Source organism: TM7 phylum sp. oral taxon 349, assembly GCA_018127705.1.
Classification (GTDB): Bacteria; Patescibacteriota; Saccharimonadia; order Saccharimonadales; family Saccharimonadaceae; genus Saccharimonas.
The window spans coordinates 197507-215207 of sequence record CP072328.1 but is presented as its reverse complement, the minus strand read 5'-3'; the positions used below and the strand labels follow the sequence as shown (position 1 = coordinate 215207).

20 protein-coding genes are annotated in these 17701 nt (G+C 46.9%); 11 read left to right on the top strand and 9 right to left on the bottom strand.

Translation table 11 applies throughout. From position 1 onward, the window contains the following. Positions 1-39: 39 nt before the first annotated feature. Complete coding sequence (gene aspS / locus J5A52_01070; protein ID QUB37687.1) at positions 40-1833, bottom strand: aspartate--tRNA ligase; 1794 nt, start codon at positions 1831-1833, stop codon at positions 40-42. 1113 nt (positions 1834-2946) lie between these two features. Between aspS and J5A52_01065 the strand changes: the two genes are divergently transcribed. The 8 genes from J5A52_01065 (at position 2947) to J5A52_01030 (ending at position 9786) form a co-directional block, all read left to right on the top strand. Next, a complete protein-coding gene (locus J5A52_01065) occupies positions 2947-4731 on the top strand; it encodes a type II/IV secretion system protein (protein QUB37686.1) in 1785 nt (594 codons plus the stop codon). Further along, positions 4732-5955, top strand: a complete 1224-nt coding sequence (locus J5A52_01060) for a type II secretion system F family protein (GenBank protein ID QUB37685.1) — start codon at positions 4732-4734, stop codon at positions 5953-5955. A gap of 50 nt (positions 5956-6005) precedes the next feature. Next, the gene (pilM, locus tag J5A52_01055) at positions 6006-7064 is read left to right on the top strand and encodes a type IV pilus assembly protein PilM (protein ID QUB37684.1); all 1059 of its coding nucleotides are present in this window, start codon (positions 6006-6008) and stop codon (positions 7062-7064) included. Then, positions 7055-7615 carry a hypothetical protein gene (locus tag J5A52_01050; GenBank protein ID QUB37683.1) on the top strand — a complete coding sequence of 187 codons (561 nt, stop codon included), beginning with the start codon at positions 7055-7057 and terminating at the stop codon, positions 7613-7615. Before pilM ends, J5A52_01050 begins: the two co-directional genes overlap by 10 nt. Continuing rightward, complete coding sequence (locus J5A52_01045; GenBank protein ID QUB37682.1) at positions 7612-8214, top strand: hypothetical protein; 603 nt, start codon at positions 7612-7614, stop codon at positions 8212-8214. The genes J5A52_01050 and J5A52_01045 overlap by 4 nt, the downstream gene beginning before the upstream one ends. Positions 8215-8218: 4 nt before the next feature. Beyond that, a complete protein-coding gene (locus tag J5A52_01040) occupies positions 8219-8491 on the top strand; it encodes a hypothetical protein (GenBank protein QUB37681.1) in 273 nt (90 codons plus the stop codon). Between the two features lie 3 nt (positions 8492-8494). Further along, positions 8495-9073 carry a PRC-barrel domain-containing protein gene (locus J5A52_01035; protein QUB37680.1) on the top strand — a complete coding sequence of 193 codons (579 nt, stop codon included), beginning with the start codon at positions 8495-8497 and terminating at the stop codon, positions 9071-9073. Between the two features lie 572 nt (positions 9074-9645). Then, positions 9646-9786, top strand: coding sequence for a hypothetical protein (locus J5A52_01030; protein QUB37679.1), 141 nt, complete (start codon positions 9646-9648; stop codon positions 9784-9786). Between the two features lie 346 nt (positions 9787-10132). Here J5A52_01030 and J5A52_01025 read toward each other — a convergent pair whose 3' ends face one another. The 4 genes from J5A52_01025 to J5A52_01010 form a co-directional block, all read right to left on the bottom strand. Then, the gene (locus J5A52_01025) at positions 10133-10810 is read right to left on the bottom strand and encodes a RecX family transcriptional regulator (GenBank protein QUB37678.1); all 678 of its coding nucleotides are present in this window, start codon (positions 10808-10810) and stop codon (positions 10133-10135) included. A 361-nt stretch (positions 10811-11171) separates the two neighbouring features. Then, positions 11172-11447, bottom strand: coding sequence for an integrase core domain-containing protein (locus tag J5A52_01020; protein ID QUB37677.1), 276 nt, complete (start codon positions 11445-11447; stop codon positions 11172-11174). Further along, positions 11422-11697: a hypothetical protein gene (locus J5A52_01015; GenBank protein QUB37676.1), complete on the bottom strand. Its 276-nt coding sequence runs from the start codon at positions 11695-11697 to the stop codon at positions 11422-11424. The genes J5A52_01020 and J5A52_01015 overlap by 26 nt, the downstream gene beginning before the upstream one ends. Further along, positions 11679-12059 carry a helix-turn-helix domain-containing protein gene (locus J5A52_01010; GenBank protein QUB37675.1) on the bottom strand — a complete coding sequence of 127 codons (381 nt, stop codon included), beginning with the start codon at positions 12057-12059 and terminating at the stop codon, positions 11679-11681. The genes J5A52_01015 and J5A52_01010 overlap by 19 nt, the downstream gene beginning before the upstream one ends. A gap of 296 nt (positions 12060-12355) precedes the next feature. Here J5A52_01010 and J5A52_01005 point away from each other — a divergent pair, with 296 nt between their 5' ends. Further along, positions 12356-12529 (top strand): hypothetical protein, encoded by a 174-nt coding sequence (locus J5A52_01005; GenBank protein ID QUB37674.1) that lies wholly within the window; start codon positions 12356-12358, stop codon positions 12527-12529. A 55-nt stretch (positions 12530-12584) separates the two neighbouring features. On the opposite strand, the gene J5A52_01000 is transcribed toward J5A52_01005, so the two are convergent. Next, entirely contained in the window at positions 12585-13406 is an 822-nt protein-coding gene (locus J5A52_01000; GenBank protein ID QUB37673.1) for an IS1595 family transposase, read from the bottom strand. Between the two features lie 158 nt (positions 13407-13564). Here J5A52_01000 and J5A52_00995 point away from each other — a divergent pair, with 158 nt between their 5' ends. Next, on the top strand, positions 13565-13915 hold the full coding sequence (locus J5A52_00995; protein ID QUB37672.1) for a hypothetical protein: 351 nt from the start codon (positions 13565-13567) through the stop codon (positions 13913-13915). Positions 13916-13987: 72 nt separating this feature from the next. Here the strand turns inward: J5A52_00995 and recA are convergent, their stop codons facing one another. After that, positions 13988-15034 (bottom strand): recombinase RecA, encoded by a 1047-nt coding sequence (gene recA, locus J5A52_00990; protein ID QUB37671.1) that lies wholly within the window; start codon positions 15032-15034, stop codon positions 13988-13990. A 61-nt stretch (positions 15035-15095) separates the two neighbouring features. On the opposite strand from recA, the gene J5A52_00985 reads away from it, so the two are divergent. Next, positions 15096-15494 carry a type II secretion system protein gene (locus J5A52_00985; GenBank protein QUB37670.1) on the top strand — a complete coding sequence of 133 codons (399 nt, stop codon included), beginning with the start codon at positions 15096-15098 and terminating at the stop codon, positions 15492-15494. Here J5A52_00985 and J5A52_00980 read toward each other — a convergent pair. Both J5A52_00980 and ruvB read right to left on the bottom strand, forming a co-directional pair. Beyond that, positions 15491-16243 (bottom strand): PH domain-containing protein, encoded by a 753-nt coding sequence (locus tag J5A52_00980; protein QUB37669.1) that lies wholly within the window; start codon positions 16241-16243, stop codon positions 15491-15493. The genes J5A52_00985 and J5A52_00980 overlap by 4 nt on opposite strands. 38 nt (positions 16244-16281) lie before the next feature. Next, positions 16282-17280, bottom strand: coding sequence for a Holliday junction branch migration DNA helicase RuvB (gene ruvB / locus J5A52_00975; GenBank protein ID QUB37668.1), 999 nt, complete (start codon positions 17278-17280; stop codon positions 16282-16284). Positions 17281-17701 lie beyond the last annotated feature (421 nt).

The window sequence follows — 17701 nt, the reverse complement described above, 5'->3', positions numbered from 1 at the left end:
TGAAAGCTACATCAACTTCATAATTGTCCGCCGGGAAGGCTATAGTCCCAATTCGCGCAGTTGCCCCGGCTCCACTGCACTTGGCGAGCTCATCATCACATCTAGCCCCGAACCATTTTTAGGAAAAGCAAGCACTTCGCGAACATTTTCTTCATTCAGCAGCTCCATTAGAATGCGGTCAACACCGAAAGCACAGCCAGCATGTGGCGGAGCGCCATATTTAAAGGCATTAATCATTGCGCCAAACTTAGCATCAACATAGGCGCGATTATAGCCTAGATTCTCAAACGCTTTGTAAAGCACTGCCGGATTGTGATTGCGCACGCCACCTGAGCAAATTTCGTAGCCGTTCATTACCATATCAAACTGATCAGCGACTACCTCCAAGCGCTGCTTATCAGTTGTCGCCGCATCCAATGCTGCTTCACCGCCACGCGGCATACTGAACGGATTGTGCCCAAAATCAAGTTTCTTACGAGCATCATCCCACTCGTAGAACGGAAAATCAACAATCCAGGCGAGCGCAACAACATTCGGATCTTTCAAATTAAAGTGCGTGGCAAATTCATTACGCAAGCGACCAAGGACAGCGTTAACAGTAACGCGGGTATCAGCGCCGAAGAAGATAGCGTCACCCGACTGCGCACCAGTCGCTTCAAGTACGCCCATGACTTCCTCAGACGAGAAAAACTTGAGGATTGGCGACTTCAGTCCGCTCATAGCACTAACCGGATCAACAGAATTAAGGCCTAAGTCTGGCAACCGCTCAACAGTAATGTATGCCAAACCACCCGCACCCTCGCTCTTCGCGATCGCAGTAAACGTATCAATCTGTTTGCGACTCAAGTTCGCGCCGCCCGACACGCAAATCGCTTTAATACACTCAGCATTCTTAAATACGCCAAATTCAGTCCTACTAAATACGCTTGTCAGGTCAACCAATTCCATGCCGAAGCGCAGATCCGGCTTGTCAGAACCGTAGCGCTCCATTGCCTCTGCGTACGGAATACGCGGAATACCCCGACCCAGCAGTTTTTTGCCGGCAAAATCGGCCACCAGCTGCTTGATTAGCGGCTCGACTTCCCGCCGAACTTCTTCGCCATCTTCAACAAAACTCATTTCGCAGTCCAGTTGATAAAATTCACCGTACAAGCGATCGGCTCGCGGATCCTCGTCGCGAAAACATGCTGCTAATTGGTAATAGCGCGACACACCACCAACCATTAGTAATTGCTTGAATTGCTGCGGTGCTTGTGGCAAAGCGTAAAACTTACCTTCATGCAGACGCGATGGAATCAAAAAATCGCGCGCACCTTCAGGGCTAGAATTTGCCAAAATCGGCGTTTGTACTTCCAGAAATTCGCGTTCGTCCATGTACTGGTGAATTAGCCTGTACATCTCAGCTCGTTTTTTTAGCATCGTCTGAACTTTGTTGCGACGCAAATCAAGAAAACGATACTTTAAACGCAATTCTTCTCCGGCTTGGTTATCGTCAGCAAACGGTTGAATCGGTAATGTCTCCGCGCGATTCAAAATCCTCAGCTCATCGACAACTAACTCAACGTTCCCTGTTAGAATTTTATCATTATGCAATTGTTCGTCGCGTTCACGCACCATACCGCTTGCAGAAATTACAAATTCATCACGCAGTTCTTCCGCCAGCGCAAACGCCTGTGGCTGATCAGGATTAAACACTAGCTGCAGCAACCCCGTATGATCGCGTAAGTCAATAAAAATTAGCCCGCCATGATCGCGTCGCGAATGCACCCAGCCAGCAACCGTCACACGTTTACCGATTGCTTGAGTAGAATTAAGAGTAAGCGTTCGTTTCATATCTCTGTTATTGTACGCGAAATGGGCATAAATTTCCAGCTGCCGTCATGTTGGTACATTAAACTAAAACGGAACACCCTAGTAAAATTAGCTCTAGCCATATAGTAAACAACTAATCAAAGAAAGAATGTCTCCCGTATGTCTCATTTAGTAGACATACCGAGCGAAGCTCGGTATAAATAGCTAATGAATAGCCATTACTCTCACTATTGCTCTTACTCACAAATATCCAATCATTATCACTCTTGCCCTTACTTTTATCCTTACTTTTACCCATAAACATCCAATAATTTTAGCTATCCTCTTAATATAAAAATACCGGATATCGATATCCGGTATTTTTTATCTATTTTACCTCTGTTATCTTTTATTCTTTTTTCTCTTCTTTTATATATAAATATATAGAGGAGAATTATGGTAAGAATTAAGAAGAAGAATTATATGGGATTATGGAACTATGAAACTATGAAACTATGGGAGTTATAGAGTTATAGAACTATAGAGTTATAGAGTTATAGAACTATAGAACTATAGAACTATAGAGAATGTCATTAAAGAGCTATAGAGAGTTAGGAGTTAGGAGTTAGGAGTTAGGAGTATAGGAGTATAGGAGTATAGGAGTTGTTAAAGAACTACTTATAGAGAGGTAGAGAGAATTAAGAGAATTAAGAGAATTAAGAGAATTAAGAGAATTAAGAGAATTAAGAGAATTAAGAGAATTAAGAGAATTAAGAGAATTAAGAGAATTAAGAGAATTAAGAGAATTAAGAGAATTAAGAGAATTAAGAGAATTAAGAGAATTAAGAGAATTAAGAGAATTAAGAGAATTAAGAGAATTAATTAAATTAAATTAAATTAAATTAAATTAAGTTAAGTTAAGTTAAGCTAGTTAGTGAATGAGTGGATGGGTGGATGGATGAGTAAGCAAATAGATAAGCAGACGAACAATAAACGTTTAGTACTTAAGAAAGGGCAGATAGCTATACTTGAGGGGTTGTATGGGTGTAGGTTTGGGGGATGCTGGTGTTGTGGGTTGGGTTAGGATACCGAAGTACCAAGTACCTTACATCATAGTATTTGCACACCAAGTGCTGTACAATAAACATAAGAAACATGAGAATTTTAAATCACACCATCGTGAAAATTTTGAAGCGTTATCGCATCGCAACCGACGAGCAGCTGCGACCATTGCTTGATGAGGCGGAGCGCTCAGGGCACTCGCTGCAAGATGTCGTGCTTGACGCGAAATTGGTATCCGAAACCGAGCTCACTAAACTATTCGCCGATTACGCTGATATTCCGTACGTCGAAATCGACCCGCGCGACATTCCGAGCGAAGTGCTCAATCGAATTCCCGAACGAATCGCGCGGCAATATAACGCCGTTATTTTCCAAGTTGATGAAGACGGTTTGGTGCATCTGGCGATGGACGACCCCGACGATGTGCAGGCAACCAATTTCATCGAGAAGCAAGTCGGCAGCAACATCCGTATTTATATTGCATCGCATGATAATATTCTGCAGTGTTTAGAAAATTACCGCGGCGACGTCAATCAAGAACTCAACGAAGTAATCGACGTCCAGCGTGAAGACGACGGCTCGGATCAGCAAGTATCCGAAGCTGATGTCGCCGAAGACTCGCCGATCGCTCAGACCGTTAATCTGCTGCTTGAATATGCTATTCGCTCGCAAGCATCCGATATTCACATTGAGCCGCGCGAAAATTTCGTGCAGGTACGCTATCGTATTGACGGCGTATTAAAGGAAGTCAACCAACTGCCACGCAACGTACTCGGCGCGCTTGTTAGCCGCATAAAAATATTATCGAATCTTAAAATCGATGAACGCCGCGTACCGCAGGATGGACGTTTCAAAATCAAAGTCGCCGGCAAACAATACGCGCTACGCGTTAGCACTCTGCCAATCGCTGACGGCGAAAAAGTCGTTATGCGTGTACTGGACGAATCAAACCAAGCAATTAGCCTAGAACAGCTCGGCTATTGGGGGCGTTCACTGGCTATTATCAACAACGCTATCGCCCAGCCGAACGGTATGATTCTCGTAACCGGACCAACTGGCAGCGGTAAGTCAACCAGCTTATTCAGCGTACTCAATATGCTCAATACACCTGATGTAAATATCTCAACGATAGAAGATCCAGTCGAATACAAAATTCCCGGCGTCAACCAAACGCAGACCAACGCCAAAGCAGGCATGACGTTCGCAAGCGGATTACGCGCCCTACTCCGCCAAGATCCTAACATTATCATGGTCGGTGAGATTCGCGACGGCGAAACGGCGAACCTCGGCGTGCAAGCAGCACTCACCGGTCACTTAGTATTTTCGACGCTCCATACTAACAACGCCGCAACCTGTCTGCCGCGCTTGCTCGACATGGGAATTGAACCGTTTTTGATTGCAAGCACCGTAAAAGCAGTTGTTGGACAGCGTCTGGTGCGACGATTGTGCATGAACTGCCGGCAAGTGTACGAGCCCGAGCAAAATGAGATTAACGAAATTGTGAAATTATTCAATCTCAAACCAGGACAAACATTCGCCTACATTCACGAACTTGAACTGCAAGCTATCCAGCAAAAAGTCGGCGGCGACACGCCGCTCAGTACAAGCGAACAAACCATTATACAACTATGGCGCGCCAATCCCGAGGGTTGCGACGAGTGCGGTCACACCGGATTCAAGGGGCGCGTTGGCATTTACGAAGTGCTCGACATGAGCCGCGAAATCCAAACGATGATCACAAAAAATGCGACAAGCGACGAAATCCAGGATCAAGCGATTAGCGAAGGTATGATCACAATGCAGGCAGACGGTTTAGTAAAAACATTGCGCGGCAATACAACGCTCGACGAAGTGCTGCGCGTCACAAGGGAGTCATAAATGGCAAAATTTACCTATGTCGCTACCAACGCGCGAAATGCAAGCGTGCGCGGCTCGGTTGAAGCGACCGATCGCGCCGCAGCAATCGAGACATTGACGAAACAGGGCTTATCACCGCTTGATATTAACCAGCAGAAAGAAGACGCGGCACGCGGATTTAGCGCATTCGGCGGCAAAAAAGTCAAAAATGACGACATCGTCATGTTTACGCGGCAACTAAGCGCAATGATTTCCGCCGGCGTTCCATTGCTACGCGGCTTATCGTCGCAATACAAGCATACCGATAGCGAAGCGCTCAAAACAGTACTCGGCGGCATTATCAAAGACGTCGAAAGCGGCGCACCGCTCGCCGATGCACTCGCGAAATATCCAGCAGTCTTTAACGATGTTTACGTCAACATGGTACGCGCCGGCGAAGCGGGCGGCATTCTCGACGATATTTTGAAACGCCTCGCCTTGCAACAAGAAAAAAATGCCAGCATGCGCAAGAAAATCAAAAGCGCTATGACATATCCGATCGTCTTGTTTGTTATTGCAATCATCGCATTTTTAGGCATGATGATTTTCGTCATTCCGCAAATCGGTAAAATGATGCAAGATCTAGGAGGTCCCGATCAACAGTTGCCAATGCTCACGCAAATCATGCTTAATATTAGTGACGCAATCGTCAAATACGGATTATTTATTTTACCGGTCATGATCGCTGGAATCGTGCTTTTGTTACGCTGGCTCAAAACGCCAAAAGGTCGCCATATTTTTCATCACGTTGTACTAAAAATCCCTGCCGTCGGCAGCATTGTCAAAAAGGTAGCCGTCGCGCGATTTGCACGCACATTTTCGGCACTAATGGGATCGGGTGCTGCCGTACTAGAAGCACTGGAGGTTACGGCGCGTGCTGTCGGCAATGTTGTATATGAGGATATACTGCGCGATGCTGCCAAACAAATCGAAAACGGCAAACAATTATCGACCGTTATTGAAAAAAGCGATTTATTCCCGCCGATTGTCGCACAGATGCTCTCTGTCGGTGAAGAAACTGGTCAGACTGACGTCGTACTCGTCAAAGTCGCCGATTTTTACGAAGAAGAAGTTGATGTCGCAATTGATAGCATTAGCTCAATTATTGAGCCGGTCATGATCGTCCTTATGGGCGGCATCATCGGGTTAGTCGCAGTCGGCGTTATGGGACCGATCGCCGGGCTAGCGTCCAGCGTGAAAAGTTAAAAAACTATGCCGCTTATGCTATACTAAGCCAAAAGAGTGAATGATCAAATATGTCACATTTATTTTATAAAAATAAGCCGCTAATCGGTCTGGATGTAAGCCAAACCGGCATTAAGGTGATGTCAATTAACCAAAAACGGTCGCTCATTCAGGGTTATGGTTCACTTGATCTTGATCCTGCTAAAACACGGGCATCATTAGACGACGAGAATGATAATTATCTGCTTGATAGCTTACGCTCGCTGCTTGAACAAAACATCGTTGGTAGCATGCTGTCAGATCATGCCGTTGTCGGCATACCAACAAGCCGTACGTTTTCGCGTGCTTTCAGTGTGCCAACCGATGATGAATCACATATCAAAGGTGCGGTACAAATTGAAGTTGAGCGCTATATTCCGATGCCCGCTGATTCACTCTACATTGACTACCAAATCGTTAAAAGAACTAAAGAAAAGATTATCGTTGTACTTGCTGCCGCACAAAGGTCAGTCGTTGATAGCGTCCTAAAAACCGTACGCGACGCTGGACTATTACCTGTCGCAGTCGAGCCGAGCATCAATGCAACAGCACGCGTTCTTACCTCAACTGAGGAAGGTCATCTGGCAACACTCATCGTTGATATCGGCACTACCAGCACCGACATCGCCGTACTTGACGAAGGAGCAATTCGCATCACCGGATCAACAAACGTTGGCGGCAATTCATTCACGCTCGATATCTCGTCGAAACTTGGTATTTCACTCGAAAAAGCCCACCAGTACAAGGTTCTGAACGGTTTATCGTCCGGTCCGCAGCGCGAGAAAATCGAAACCGCGCTGACGCCCAGTCTCAAGAAAATCGCCAACGAAATGCGCAAGGTAATTCGCTACTACAGCGAACGTCTCGTTGACGAACGTACGATTGAACAAATCGTTATCGTCGGCGGTGGCGCAAACGTGCCCGGTATCGGCGACTTTTTTACAAACGAGCTTGTTATGCCGGCGCGTGTTGCTAGTCCATGGCAGAACTTTGATTTCGGCAATTTACAAAAACCAAACCGCCAGTTCCGCCCGCGCTACATCGCAGTCGCCGGACTTGCCAGCATATCGCCCACGGAGGTATGGGAATGATTAACTTACTGCCGCCTAATGATCGCCGTCAGCTCGCGGCAGCGCGCACAAATACACTGCTTGTACGCTACGTTGTCATTTTGCCGATTCTAATTATCGCAATGATCGCCGAGATGGGCGCCGTATACTTTTTCATGAACTCTATACAAACGAATAACCGCCGCGTCATCGCCGAGAACGAAACGCAAGCAACGCGCTACGCCGATATCAAGAAGAAAGGCAACGAGTACAAAAAGAATCTGCTCATCGCAAAATCAATTCTCGACACGCAATTCCCATACACCGCAGTCCTGACCGCTATCGCGCAGGCACTACCCGAAGGTGTGTCAATCGAGCAAATTGCTATTGACACACAAAAACTCAACACACCAAGCGAGATCAAAATGCGCGTGCAATCATACCAGCAAGCTGTCGACGTTAAAAATATTTTGCAAAAAATCAAAGTTAATTCAAAATTACTCTTTTCCGACGCGAAAATCCAAGTTGCAAACTATAACGATTACTACGAAGCAACGTACAACGTCACGTTTTCAAAGGAGATTTTACCGTGAAATTGAAACAGCGTGCCCTAACGCCATCTATTGCGAGAGCTATCCTAGCAGGAACATTGCTACTAACGATCGCTACCGGAATTGGCGTATTTGTATTTGGACAGCAGCAATTGAGCGCCGTTGCCGAAGAAACGCGCAAGTCGACGACCGACGCCGAATCATCGTCAAATGAATTACAGACCTTGACAACGCTCAAAAACCGACTCAAAGAACAGGACAAAGATGTTGAGCGCGCTGCAAAGATCGTCTCCATCACTAAAAATTACAGTTACCAGGATCAAGTTGTACAAGATCTCGTCAATTACGCGAACGCATCTGGTGTCGTTATTAAATCAATTGATTTTTCGGCAAACAACAGCAGTGCAGCAAGCAAATCAACAAACGCGGCAACAATAACCAAAGCGCCAACCGGCACGAAATCAATCTCTGCAACAGTCACGCTGAATACGCCTGTCGCATACGATAGCCTGCGCGACTTTATCTATCGTATTGAGAAAAACTTATTCCAGATGCAAATCAGCAATTTGACACTATCGTCCAATAAAGATACGGGCGGTATCGTCGTCGACGCATTAACCGTAACCGCTTATGTGAGGTAATCGTATGGAAGTTTCTGTCGCATTCGCACTTGCAGCCAAAAAAATCGGGCAATTTATACACCGCTACCACGTGCTATTGTTTACCGTACTCGCTATCGGCGGATTATCATTTGCTACCTTTTCGCTTTATCAGCTCATCTCTCAGCCCGCCGAAGAAGCTAAGCAGAGCACATCTGCCAGCTTCGACGCAAAAACAGCTGCGCGCCTACGTAAACTTCATTCGTCCAACCAACCTGCCACACCAAACCTACCGTCAGGACGGATCAATCCGTTTTAGCCTATGATTATCCTCGGATCAAACCTCAATCATGCACCTGTCGTTAGCATCCAGACAAGCGGCGAAGTTGCCCATACGGAACGCGCAATTATTGACCCAGCCGACCTGCGCGTACTCGCCTACTCCGTGACAGGCGCGTTGCTGCCGAAGGCACCACAACTGATGCGCATCGCCGACGTGCGCGAGCTGAGCAGTATGGGATTTATTGTTGATTCGATTGATGAGTTTGTTGCGCCAAGCGATGTCCTAAATTTGCAGAAGATTTACGATTTACAATTTGACTTGCTCGGCATGCGCGTGATTGATCAGCGGCGGCACAAACTCGGCAAAATCATTGACTTTACTATTGACACGAATACGTTTTTAGTGCAACAGCTTACCGTTAAACGACCACTGTTCCGCAGCTTAAACGACACAGAGCTACTCGTACACCGTTCGCAAATTATCGAAATCAACAACGACGAAATCGTCGTTCATAGCGAAACCAAGGTACCCGAGCCTGAATTACACGAAGTAGTCGGTAGCTACGTAAATCCGTTTCGTAAAACAAACCCCGCTAAACAGCCGATCAACGAGAGATAGCGATAAAGATTATTTAACAGTAACAGTAAATAGAGGTCCATTAACCTAAACCAGAACCTCCCATAAACTTAGGAGTGAATAGCAACTAAGTGAAAGGGGATGTTCCTAATGTCTACCATACCAAAAGTTTGCCAGTAACAAGAAATACTGGCAGATCCTTAACAAACTAGTCTTTGGCGATGAGGTGTCTTGTCCTCGCTGCCATAAGGGTCTTCATGAAAACTATTGCAACAAATATCTGTGGTGTAAACTGTGCCGCAAGAAATACCGGCCTACCAGCTACCAGCTAACAGCTACCAGCTAACAGCTACCAGGCTAGTTGGTTATACGGCATGAAGCTAAGTCCCCGGCAGCTCTGTTCATCCTGCTCTACTGCTAGCAAACAAAACGCTCAACGGAAACGTCATACCTATTAGCTAGCGTAAGCTATACTACTGTTCGGCGCTAGTTTACCCGATTCCGCAAGCAACTGCCTGGCAGCAGCAAGCTCACCACCATGCTGGAGAGTGTGGTACAAGTAGATGAAAGCTACTTTGGCAAGAGGCGATCCAAACAGCCTCAGCACATCGTAGTTGGCGCTAAAGATACTACGACTGGGCGCATTGCCCTACGCATTACCGGCAGCCGGGGATAGACAATCGCTTGAACAATTTGTTCAGGATTACATCGTAGCAGGCAGCCTAGTGGCGAGTGACAAATGGTGGGGCGTATGACGAGCTAAGAACTACTTGGCTACGCTCATGAGAGTTGGAATCATAGCAAAGGGTGCTTTGCCAGTACCAACCAAGGAGAGAATGTCTGGAGCGTGACAAAGCGGTATGCTCGGGAAGCTGTTCGGCGGAAGAATCCTGACGAGACAGCTAGACTCTCTTTGCCAAGAATGGATGGCAAGAGCTAACCAGCCAGAACTGCTCGCCAGCCCAATAGCATTCCTACGGTTTACTAGGGCTTTACGGGTTAGTTGGGTGAAGCCGAATAGACTATATCTATCAATCTTCACAAATATGCGCATTTACGCGAATAGCGTTTATGCTGAAAAGTGATTCACCGCCTTGATAATCAACTATCAATCTCCCTCAGCGCTTGTTTAATGTCATCATAGTCGAAGCCTTGCCGCGCCAAATACGCGATAAATTTTTGTTCATCTGAGTAACGGTAGCGTTTTTTGATAATAATTTTAGTAAGCTCCTGCAAATCACTGCGATCCGATTCGGCAAGGATGCGTTTAATAAGCGCGTGGTCAACACCTTTAGCAGCAAGCTCGCTTGATAATTTTCGCTTCGACGCACCTTTTATGATATTACGATTTTCAACCCACCAGCGCGCAAACGCCTCATCGTTGACGTAACCTTTTTCGCGCAGCCGCACCAAAATGCGGTCGGCTACAGATTGATCGACGCCAAGGCGCTCTTTTATTTGTCCGGTGAGCCGCGATTTGTAGCGCCGTGTTACCGTCTTTCGTTGTAGATAATCACGCACTTCGTGCACCGAATGCGGCCTGGCGAGACAATACTCAAGCGTGCGCGCATACAATTTACCGAACTGGCTTTCGGCTTCTAACTCCGCCAATTCCGCCGCCGTGACGCACCGCCCAACTTTCACGCCTAGATCCGCTACCTGCGAAATATCCAGACTAAACCGGTATTTTCCGTCAACCGAGACATTCACGCGGTCAGGATTACGGGTTTGAACAGATAGCGCGGTGATTTTATGCGTTTTTGGCGAGTCATACTCCATAGTGTTTATTGTAGCATTTCACCTAGTAATGAGTACCACACTCCTTCGTACCGCATGAGAGAACCTTACATTTAATTTATCTTGAGTTTCCGCAAACTGCAATAAAAGTGTGAATGCTATTCATTATAAGGATCAATTCAATGATTTTTATGTTGATATTGTAATTCAACATAAAAAAAGAAAAGGATTCCTTATATATTTTGGCGTTTTTAAGGATTTATTTGTTTAGATATAGGCGATATTAGGGACGCATGAAAATTTGCGGAAACTCAAGTTAATTTATATCCTTACCCTCCCACAAACATCTCGAACACTAAAACCATAAAACCAAAGCCCTAACACTAGCCCCAGGCCTCAAACCCTAACCGCTAAACTCAAGCAGTTTCTCCTCCGGTATCAGGTAGTTTAGTCCCATGTGCGGGCGGAAGGCGTTGTAGGCGTTGAGGCAGTCTTGGTACATTTGGTTCAGTTCTACGGGGTCTTTTGGCCGGTCAATACGCCAGAAGAGCTCTTCTTCATCGGTTCTAAAGCTGCGCTCAATCACGGCGTTTTCGTTGGGACTGCTTTTGTGGATGTAGTGATACTTCCAGCCTAGTCTTGCGGCGGCACGGCTATCGAAACCTCTTTTGGAATTCAAGACCGCTGCCGGTTTGGATAAAGTCTATTCTGTCTTGCAAAATTGGCGGCAGCAGCGGCACTAATATCCCCAAGGCTTCAATGGCTAATGCCTGGCCTGCTGCCGGCAGAATAACGCCTTGTTTCCAGCGGCTCCAGATGCCAATAACAGCATACAGATAGGTTGTATGTTCTAGCCCTGAGAGTTCAGGCGCGACATACGTAACGTCCATCTGTAGTTTGCCTGGTTTATCTACGTTCTTGAGATACATATGCGTTGCCTTTTGGTACCGCGGGCGGCGGCAGTTTTGCCTGGCGCGGTTAATCCTTGCTTTCCCGGAAAGCGATGAATGGTATTGGCGTGCTTAGCGGCGCCCGACAGTACCTTTAGCTTAGCAGCTCCGTAGCCGTATTGCCGATGCAAAGCTTTAATTTCGGTCTGCTTTTTGGCGGTTAGCGTAGTGCTTCTGGTAGTCTTTGGCTTGGTTGAACGGCGCTTCAAACCGCTCGCGCGGTACAAGCCCCTGCAGCCAAGATTAGCCCGCTTGCGCCAGAATATTACCGTACTAGGACTGACGCCAGCCTCACGAGCCGTCTGGCGTACTCTGCCTTCATTTTTTAGTAGCAGCTTCATAAGCTCATTTGAATCTACTCAGCATACGCTCTCCTTGAGGTTAAGCATATGCCTGCCTACATCGAGTGTTGGAGGGATCTAGTTAAAAAGGTGTTCGATATGTTGTGGGAGAGTAAGGCTAACTTGACCCGACAACCATTTATTGATATATATTAGCCTTTCGCAATCACGCAAAGGCTCGCACACAACAATCTGCGACGATCATATCGTCGCCCGACTCTATTAGGAGTTTTATGAGCGACAGCAACTGGACCAACCCTATGGGTGGCTGTGATGCCGAGGGGAATCCTCTCACTGTGTCATTCGGAATCGGCTCCAGCAACCAGGGAGAGACTCTCCTTGGCGACGGTGACCGCAGCGAAGGCGTTGGCTGGGACGGAGAGCTTGCCGAAGGGGCAACCCACTTTTCGTTTCACGAGAGCAACAACCACAACCACTACGGCTCTGGGACGGTCCTCACGACAACGTGAAGGATCGGGGACAGTACACGGGTCTGGGTCACTGAACCCTGCTCGGTTCAGTCAACTAACCCGGAACATCCAAAGTAAAGCGCAGGTAAGTCATCGGGTTCTCGAATAGCTTGGGGCGGTTGGCTCTTGCCATCCATTCTTTGCAGAGTTCTTCTAGTTGGTGGGTTAGTATACGTTGTCCGTAGAGCTTACGCATATGACGTTTGGCTACGCTCCAAATTAGCTCAGCTTTGTTGGTATTAGCAAAGTCGCCTCTGCTGTGGTTGTGGCTTTCATGCTCGTAGCCTAGGAGCGGTAATTCGTCGTAACCGTACCATTTGTCGGTAATAATTAGGCTGCCTGGTTTTACGCTGTCTTGGATGAACTGTTCAAGCACATCTTGGCTTCGTCCGTCATGGAAGCCGCCGGTTATACGCAAGGCTAAGCGCCCGGTATCCTGCTCAATGGCGCCAGTAACTATGTAGGTAGCTTGTTTACTCTTGAGCTTTGAGAAGTAGCTTTCGTCGGCTTGGATTAAGCCTTCTAGCATTGTTGCAGCGTCTGGCAGGTTCTCTCGAAAGCGGGAGAACCATCTAGCTACAGTTGGATAACTAACGCCAGCAAACAGTATAGCCGCCTCAACACTTTTACGATTCTGCCAGCACCAGATTAGCTTGAATAGTTGTTTGGACGACAGCTTCATGCCATACAGCCAGGAACCATGCCAGGCAGTGGCTCTGAGCTTTTTGCGGCATATTTTGCACCAGAGATATCTTGAGAGGTAGTTTTCTTGCAGCTCGCACCCGCAGAGCGGGCACGACACCTCCTCCCCAAAGACAAGCTTGTTGATAAGCCTCCAGCACTTCTTATTGCTGGCAAAGTTTGGTATGTTAGACATACGGAGCGTCCTTTCTGTACTTAGTTGCTTTACATCTCTAAGTATATGGGATGTTCCGTTTTAGTTTAGAGTACCACCCTGCTCATCGCCCTAGACACGGCAAGTAAAATGTCTTATCCTGAGTATGATATAAAACTACTCACTTTTCCTAGAACAATATGAGAAAACTCATGTCAAACTGGACTGATAAAGATTTTGAAACATACACGCAATCCGATTGGGAACTTATTAAATCAGTAAAAGAACTTACTGATATCAATCTCGGCAATCCTGCCGTCTTGGAATCTGCGAATGAAATAGCTTTAGCGGTTTTCGGTATGCTGTGCGTGCGGCTGCACGAAAAGGGCGGCGAGGGTGTAGACGGACTTGGAATGGCGCTTCAGGAATATACCGGCACCGTCTTAGGATACAGCAAAGGCGGCGAAAATGACGGCTGGGCGGACGAATACGCAAAACCGATTGACCAATTTATACGTTTCGGCAGAAAGAAATTTAACCAAAGATCGTAAAATAGCAAGAATGCACCGACAGCCTCGGTGCATTCTTTGCTTTGTACCACGAAAATATACGACTAGGCACAATTAGTCAGACATCTCTTCTGCTTCCTTCACCTTTTCCCGTACCTTGCCATCTATCTCTGCTAACACATCTGGATGTTCTTTTAGATACTTTTTGGTTTGCTCGCGTCCCTGCCCAATCTTTGCGTCATTATAGTCAAACCATGCGCCGGCCTTACCAACCACGTTATACTGCACCGCAAGATCAAGTACGTCACCAGTTTTTGAAATACCCTCATTGTACATGATATCAAATTCTGCCACACGGAACGGCGGCGCAATTTTATTCTTCACAATCTTCACGCGCGTACGATTACCGATGACATTATCACCCTCTTTAATTTGTCCGATCCGACGAATATCTGCACGTACCGACGCATAAAATTTCAGTGCGTTACCACCAGTCGTCGTCTCAGGATTGCCGAACATCACACCAATTTTCATGCGAATCTGATTAATAAAAATTACTGTCGCCTTCGACTTATTGATAATGCCGGTCAGTTTGCGTAACGCTTGGCTCATTAGCCGCGCCTGTAATCCCATATGCGAATCACCCATATCACCATCAATTTCCGCCTGCGGTACAAGCGCCGCTACAGAATCCACAACAATAAGATCAACTGCATTAGAACGCACTAGCGTTTCGCAGATTTCTAGCGCCTGCTCGCCGTTGTCCGGCTGCGATACGAGCAAATTATCGGTATCGACACCTAATTTTTTAGCATACGCTGGATCAAGCGCGTGTTCTGCATCAATAAACGCGGCCGTGCCACCCTGCTTTTGCATTTCAGCAATAGCATGAAGCGTCAGCGTAGTTTTACCGCTTGACTCCGGACCATAAATCTCAATAATCCGTCCCTTCGGGTAGCCGCCACCAAGCGCAATATCTAAGCTTAAGCTACCGCTCGGCAACAACTCGACATCAACTTTCTTCGCTTCACCGAGCCGCATAATTGAACCATCGCCGAATTGCTTGGTAATTTGATCTATCGCAAGCCCCAATGCCTTTAACTTGCCCTCATCTGCCGTTGGTTTCTGTGTCGGTGTCTTTGCGTCGGTTTTCTTCGCCATGCTTCCCCCTCTCGTAGCCTCATTATACCCTAGACATATATTTTTTGATATAATACCAGATATGAGACGAAACGGATTCACTGTTATTGAGCTGCTCGTTGTCATCGCCGTACTCGGCGTTGGTTGCTGGCTTTTTTTCAGCGAGAAGATGAAACTAGACGCCGTCCAGCGCGATAATCAGCGCAAAGTCGCTATCAATGCAATGTATTACAGTCTTGAAGAATACTATTACGCTAAATTCGGCTACTACCCGCAAACGATTGACAGCAAAACGCTACGTACGGTTGATCCAGAATTATTTACCGACCCGACTGGTATTAAGTTCGGTAAAAGCGGCGCAGACTACAGCTACAACTCAACCGGCTGTTCTACCGACGGAAAGTGTACCGGCTACACGCTACTCAGCACAATGGAACGCGAAGGCGACTACCGTAAGCAAAATCGCGAACACAAAAACTAATCGTTACCCTCGCCGACTGGACGACCATTCTTAAACGCCTCGACAGCGTTATTCAGAATCGCGATTTCATGCTTTGGATTTGCAACATAGTGAAAACGGTACGTCGTCTCGTCGCCTTCAGTACTCAACCGAATTGAGCCGTAATTAAATATCGTCTGCAGCGGCCCCTGTTGCGAATAACTCGCGTCCTCAATATTTGCCAGACTCACCGTCTGCTCGCGCTTTGAGAAAAGGCTTATTTGGATTTCTTGGATTACGCTCTCATTTGTCAAAAAGAAGCGGTTTTGTGTATACACCCACACTGCAACATAGCCGCCAATCGCAAATAACACCATCACCATCGTAGCGATGATAATAACTTGATTGTATGCCGCAAGAGGCAACCCGACACGTCTCGCCATATCAGGATAGCAAAACATGAATACCGCAGTCAGTGTGATACCGGTAAGCGATAACAAAATTGGCGTCCATAACCCGATGCTATGGCGAGTCACAGCACTAATAACATATTCGTGCTGGCTTAAATTCAACCAAGGAAAGCGCTCAACTGACTCTTGATGCTTACGGCGCGTTTCTTCGGAAATATGTACTGGAATTGGCTCAGTCGAGCGTGCGACATGCACAACTTGCTTGCCAGAATCAGTAACCTGTGCATGCGCTGGCTCAACAGGCGCGGCATACAACGGCCGCCCCTCGGCGTCATACGCTACTGGTTGCTGTCCGTTTTGCGCCGCGTTGTCGTTGCTCATCGCTCATCTCCTCGCCGTTAATACTCACCTATAGTATACTACAAGTTCAAATGTTTGCGCGCCCGCAGCGTTACGCGCCGACCGCGCGGTGTGCGCTCAATGAAACCGATCTGCAATAGATACGGCTCGTAGAAGTCTTCAATTGTACTTGCCTCATCCCCGGTCAGTGCCGCTATAGTAGTCAAGCCTACTGGATTGTCGCCATAATTTTTAAGCATTGCACTTAGCAGTTGCCGATCAGCGGGATCAAGTCCTAAATTATCTACTTCTAACATCTGCAACGCTTGTTGGGCTGTTGGCATATCAATAATACCGTCACCGTTCACGTCAGCGTAATCACGCACTCGCCTGAGCAATCGGTTAGCAATCCGCGGCGTCAAGCGCGCCCGGGTGCTCAGCAACTCCGCGGCATTTTTATCAATCTCCGTCGTTAAAATAGCAGCACTACGCCGTATAATCTGCGCAATATCTGCTGGCGTATAAAACTCCAACCGATAGATATGCCCGAACCGATCACGCAGAGGAGCCGCTAAGCTACCCGTCCGCGTCGTCGCACCAATGACAGTAAAATGCGGCAAATCCAAACGCACACTGCGCGCCGCCGGTCCTTTACCGATAATGATATCCAGCTTGTAGTCCTCCATTGCCGAGTACAGCACTTCCTCTACCGCCCGGCCTAATCTATGAATCTCGTCGATGAATAAGATATCTCCATCACCCAAGTTCGTTAGAATAGATGCCAAATCGCCCGCCTTTTCAATCGCCGGTCCGCTAGTCACACGCAATCTAGCACCCATTTCGTGCGCGATGACACCTGCCATTGTTGTCTTGCCAAGACCCGGAGGCCCATACAGCAACACATGGTCAATCGGTTCACCGCGTTTTTTCGCCGCCTCAATCGCCAAACGCAAATTACGCTTCAACCGCTCCTGTCCAACGTATTCGTCAAATGCCTGCGGACGCAAGGTTACTTCAATCTGCTGCTCCGCGCCATCTTCATCATGCGCACTAGTATCAACGATTCGCTCAACTGTCATAAGTATAGTATATATAAAAATAATCCGTAAATCACTTCATAAACCGTAGTTTCTCAAATTGTTAAAGAATATAATGTTTCGTACGATGTTTTTCTCCCTGAACCTTATGTTTAATCGCATCATAACAATAAACATATTACCAATAACTTGTACGTCCATAATCTAGTTAAAAGTAGCTTACAGTAGCTTAATTCCTCTTGCTTGATAGCATCCCGCATGAACTGACGTGCTGCTACCACCTCTTTCATTGTCGGCTGCTTCGTTGTCATTCGTCTTTCCAAACCCGCCAAGGCGCGCGTCTTGAAGAAGCTAACAAAGCCATATTATCGATTGCATTAACGCCGTAATTGACACTAATAGGTCTGTGAGCGGACAATACTTATCAAGAGATAGCATAACCGCCTGAACAGCACTATGAGCA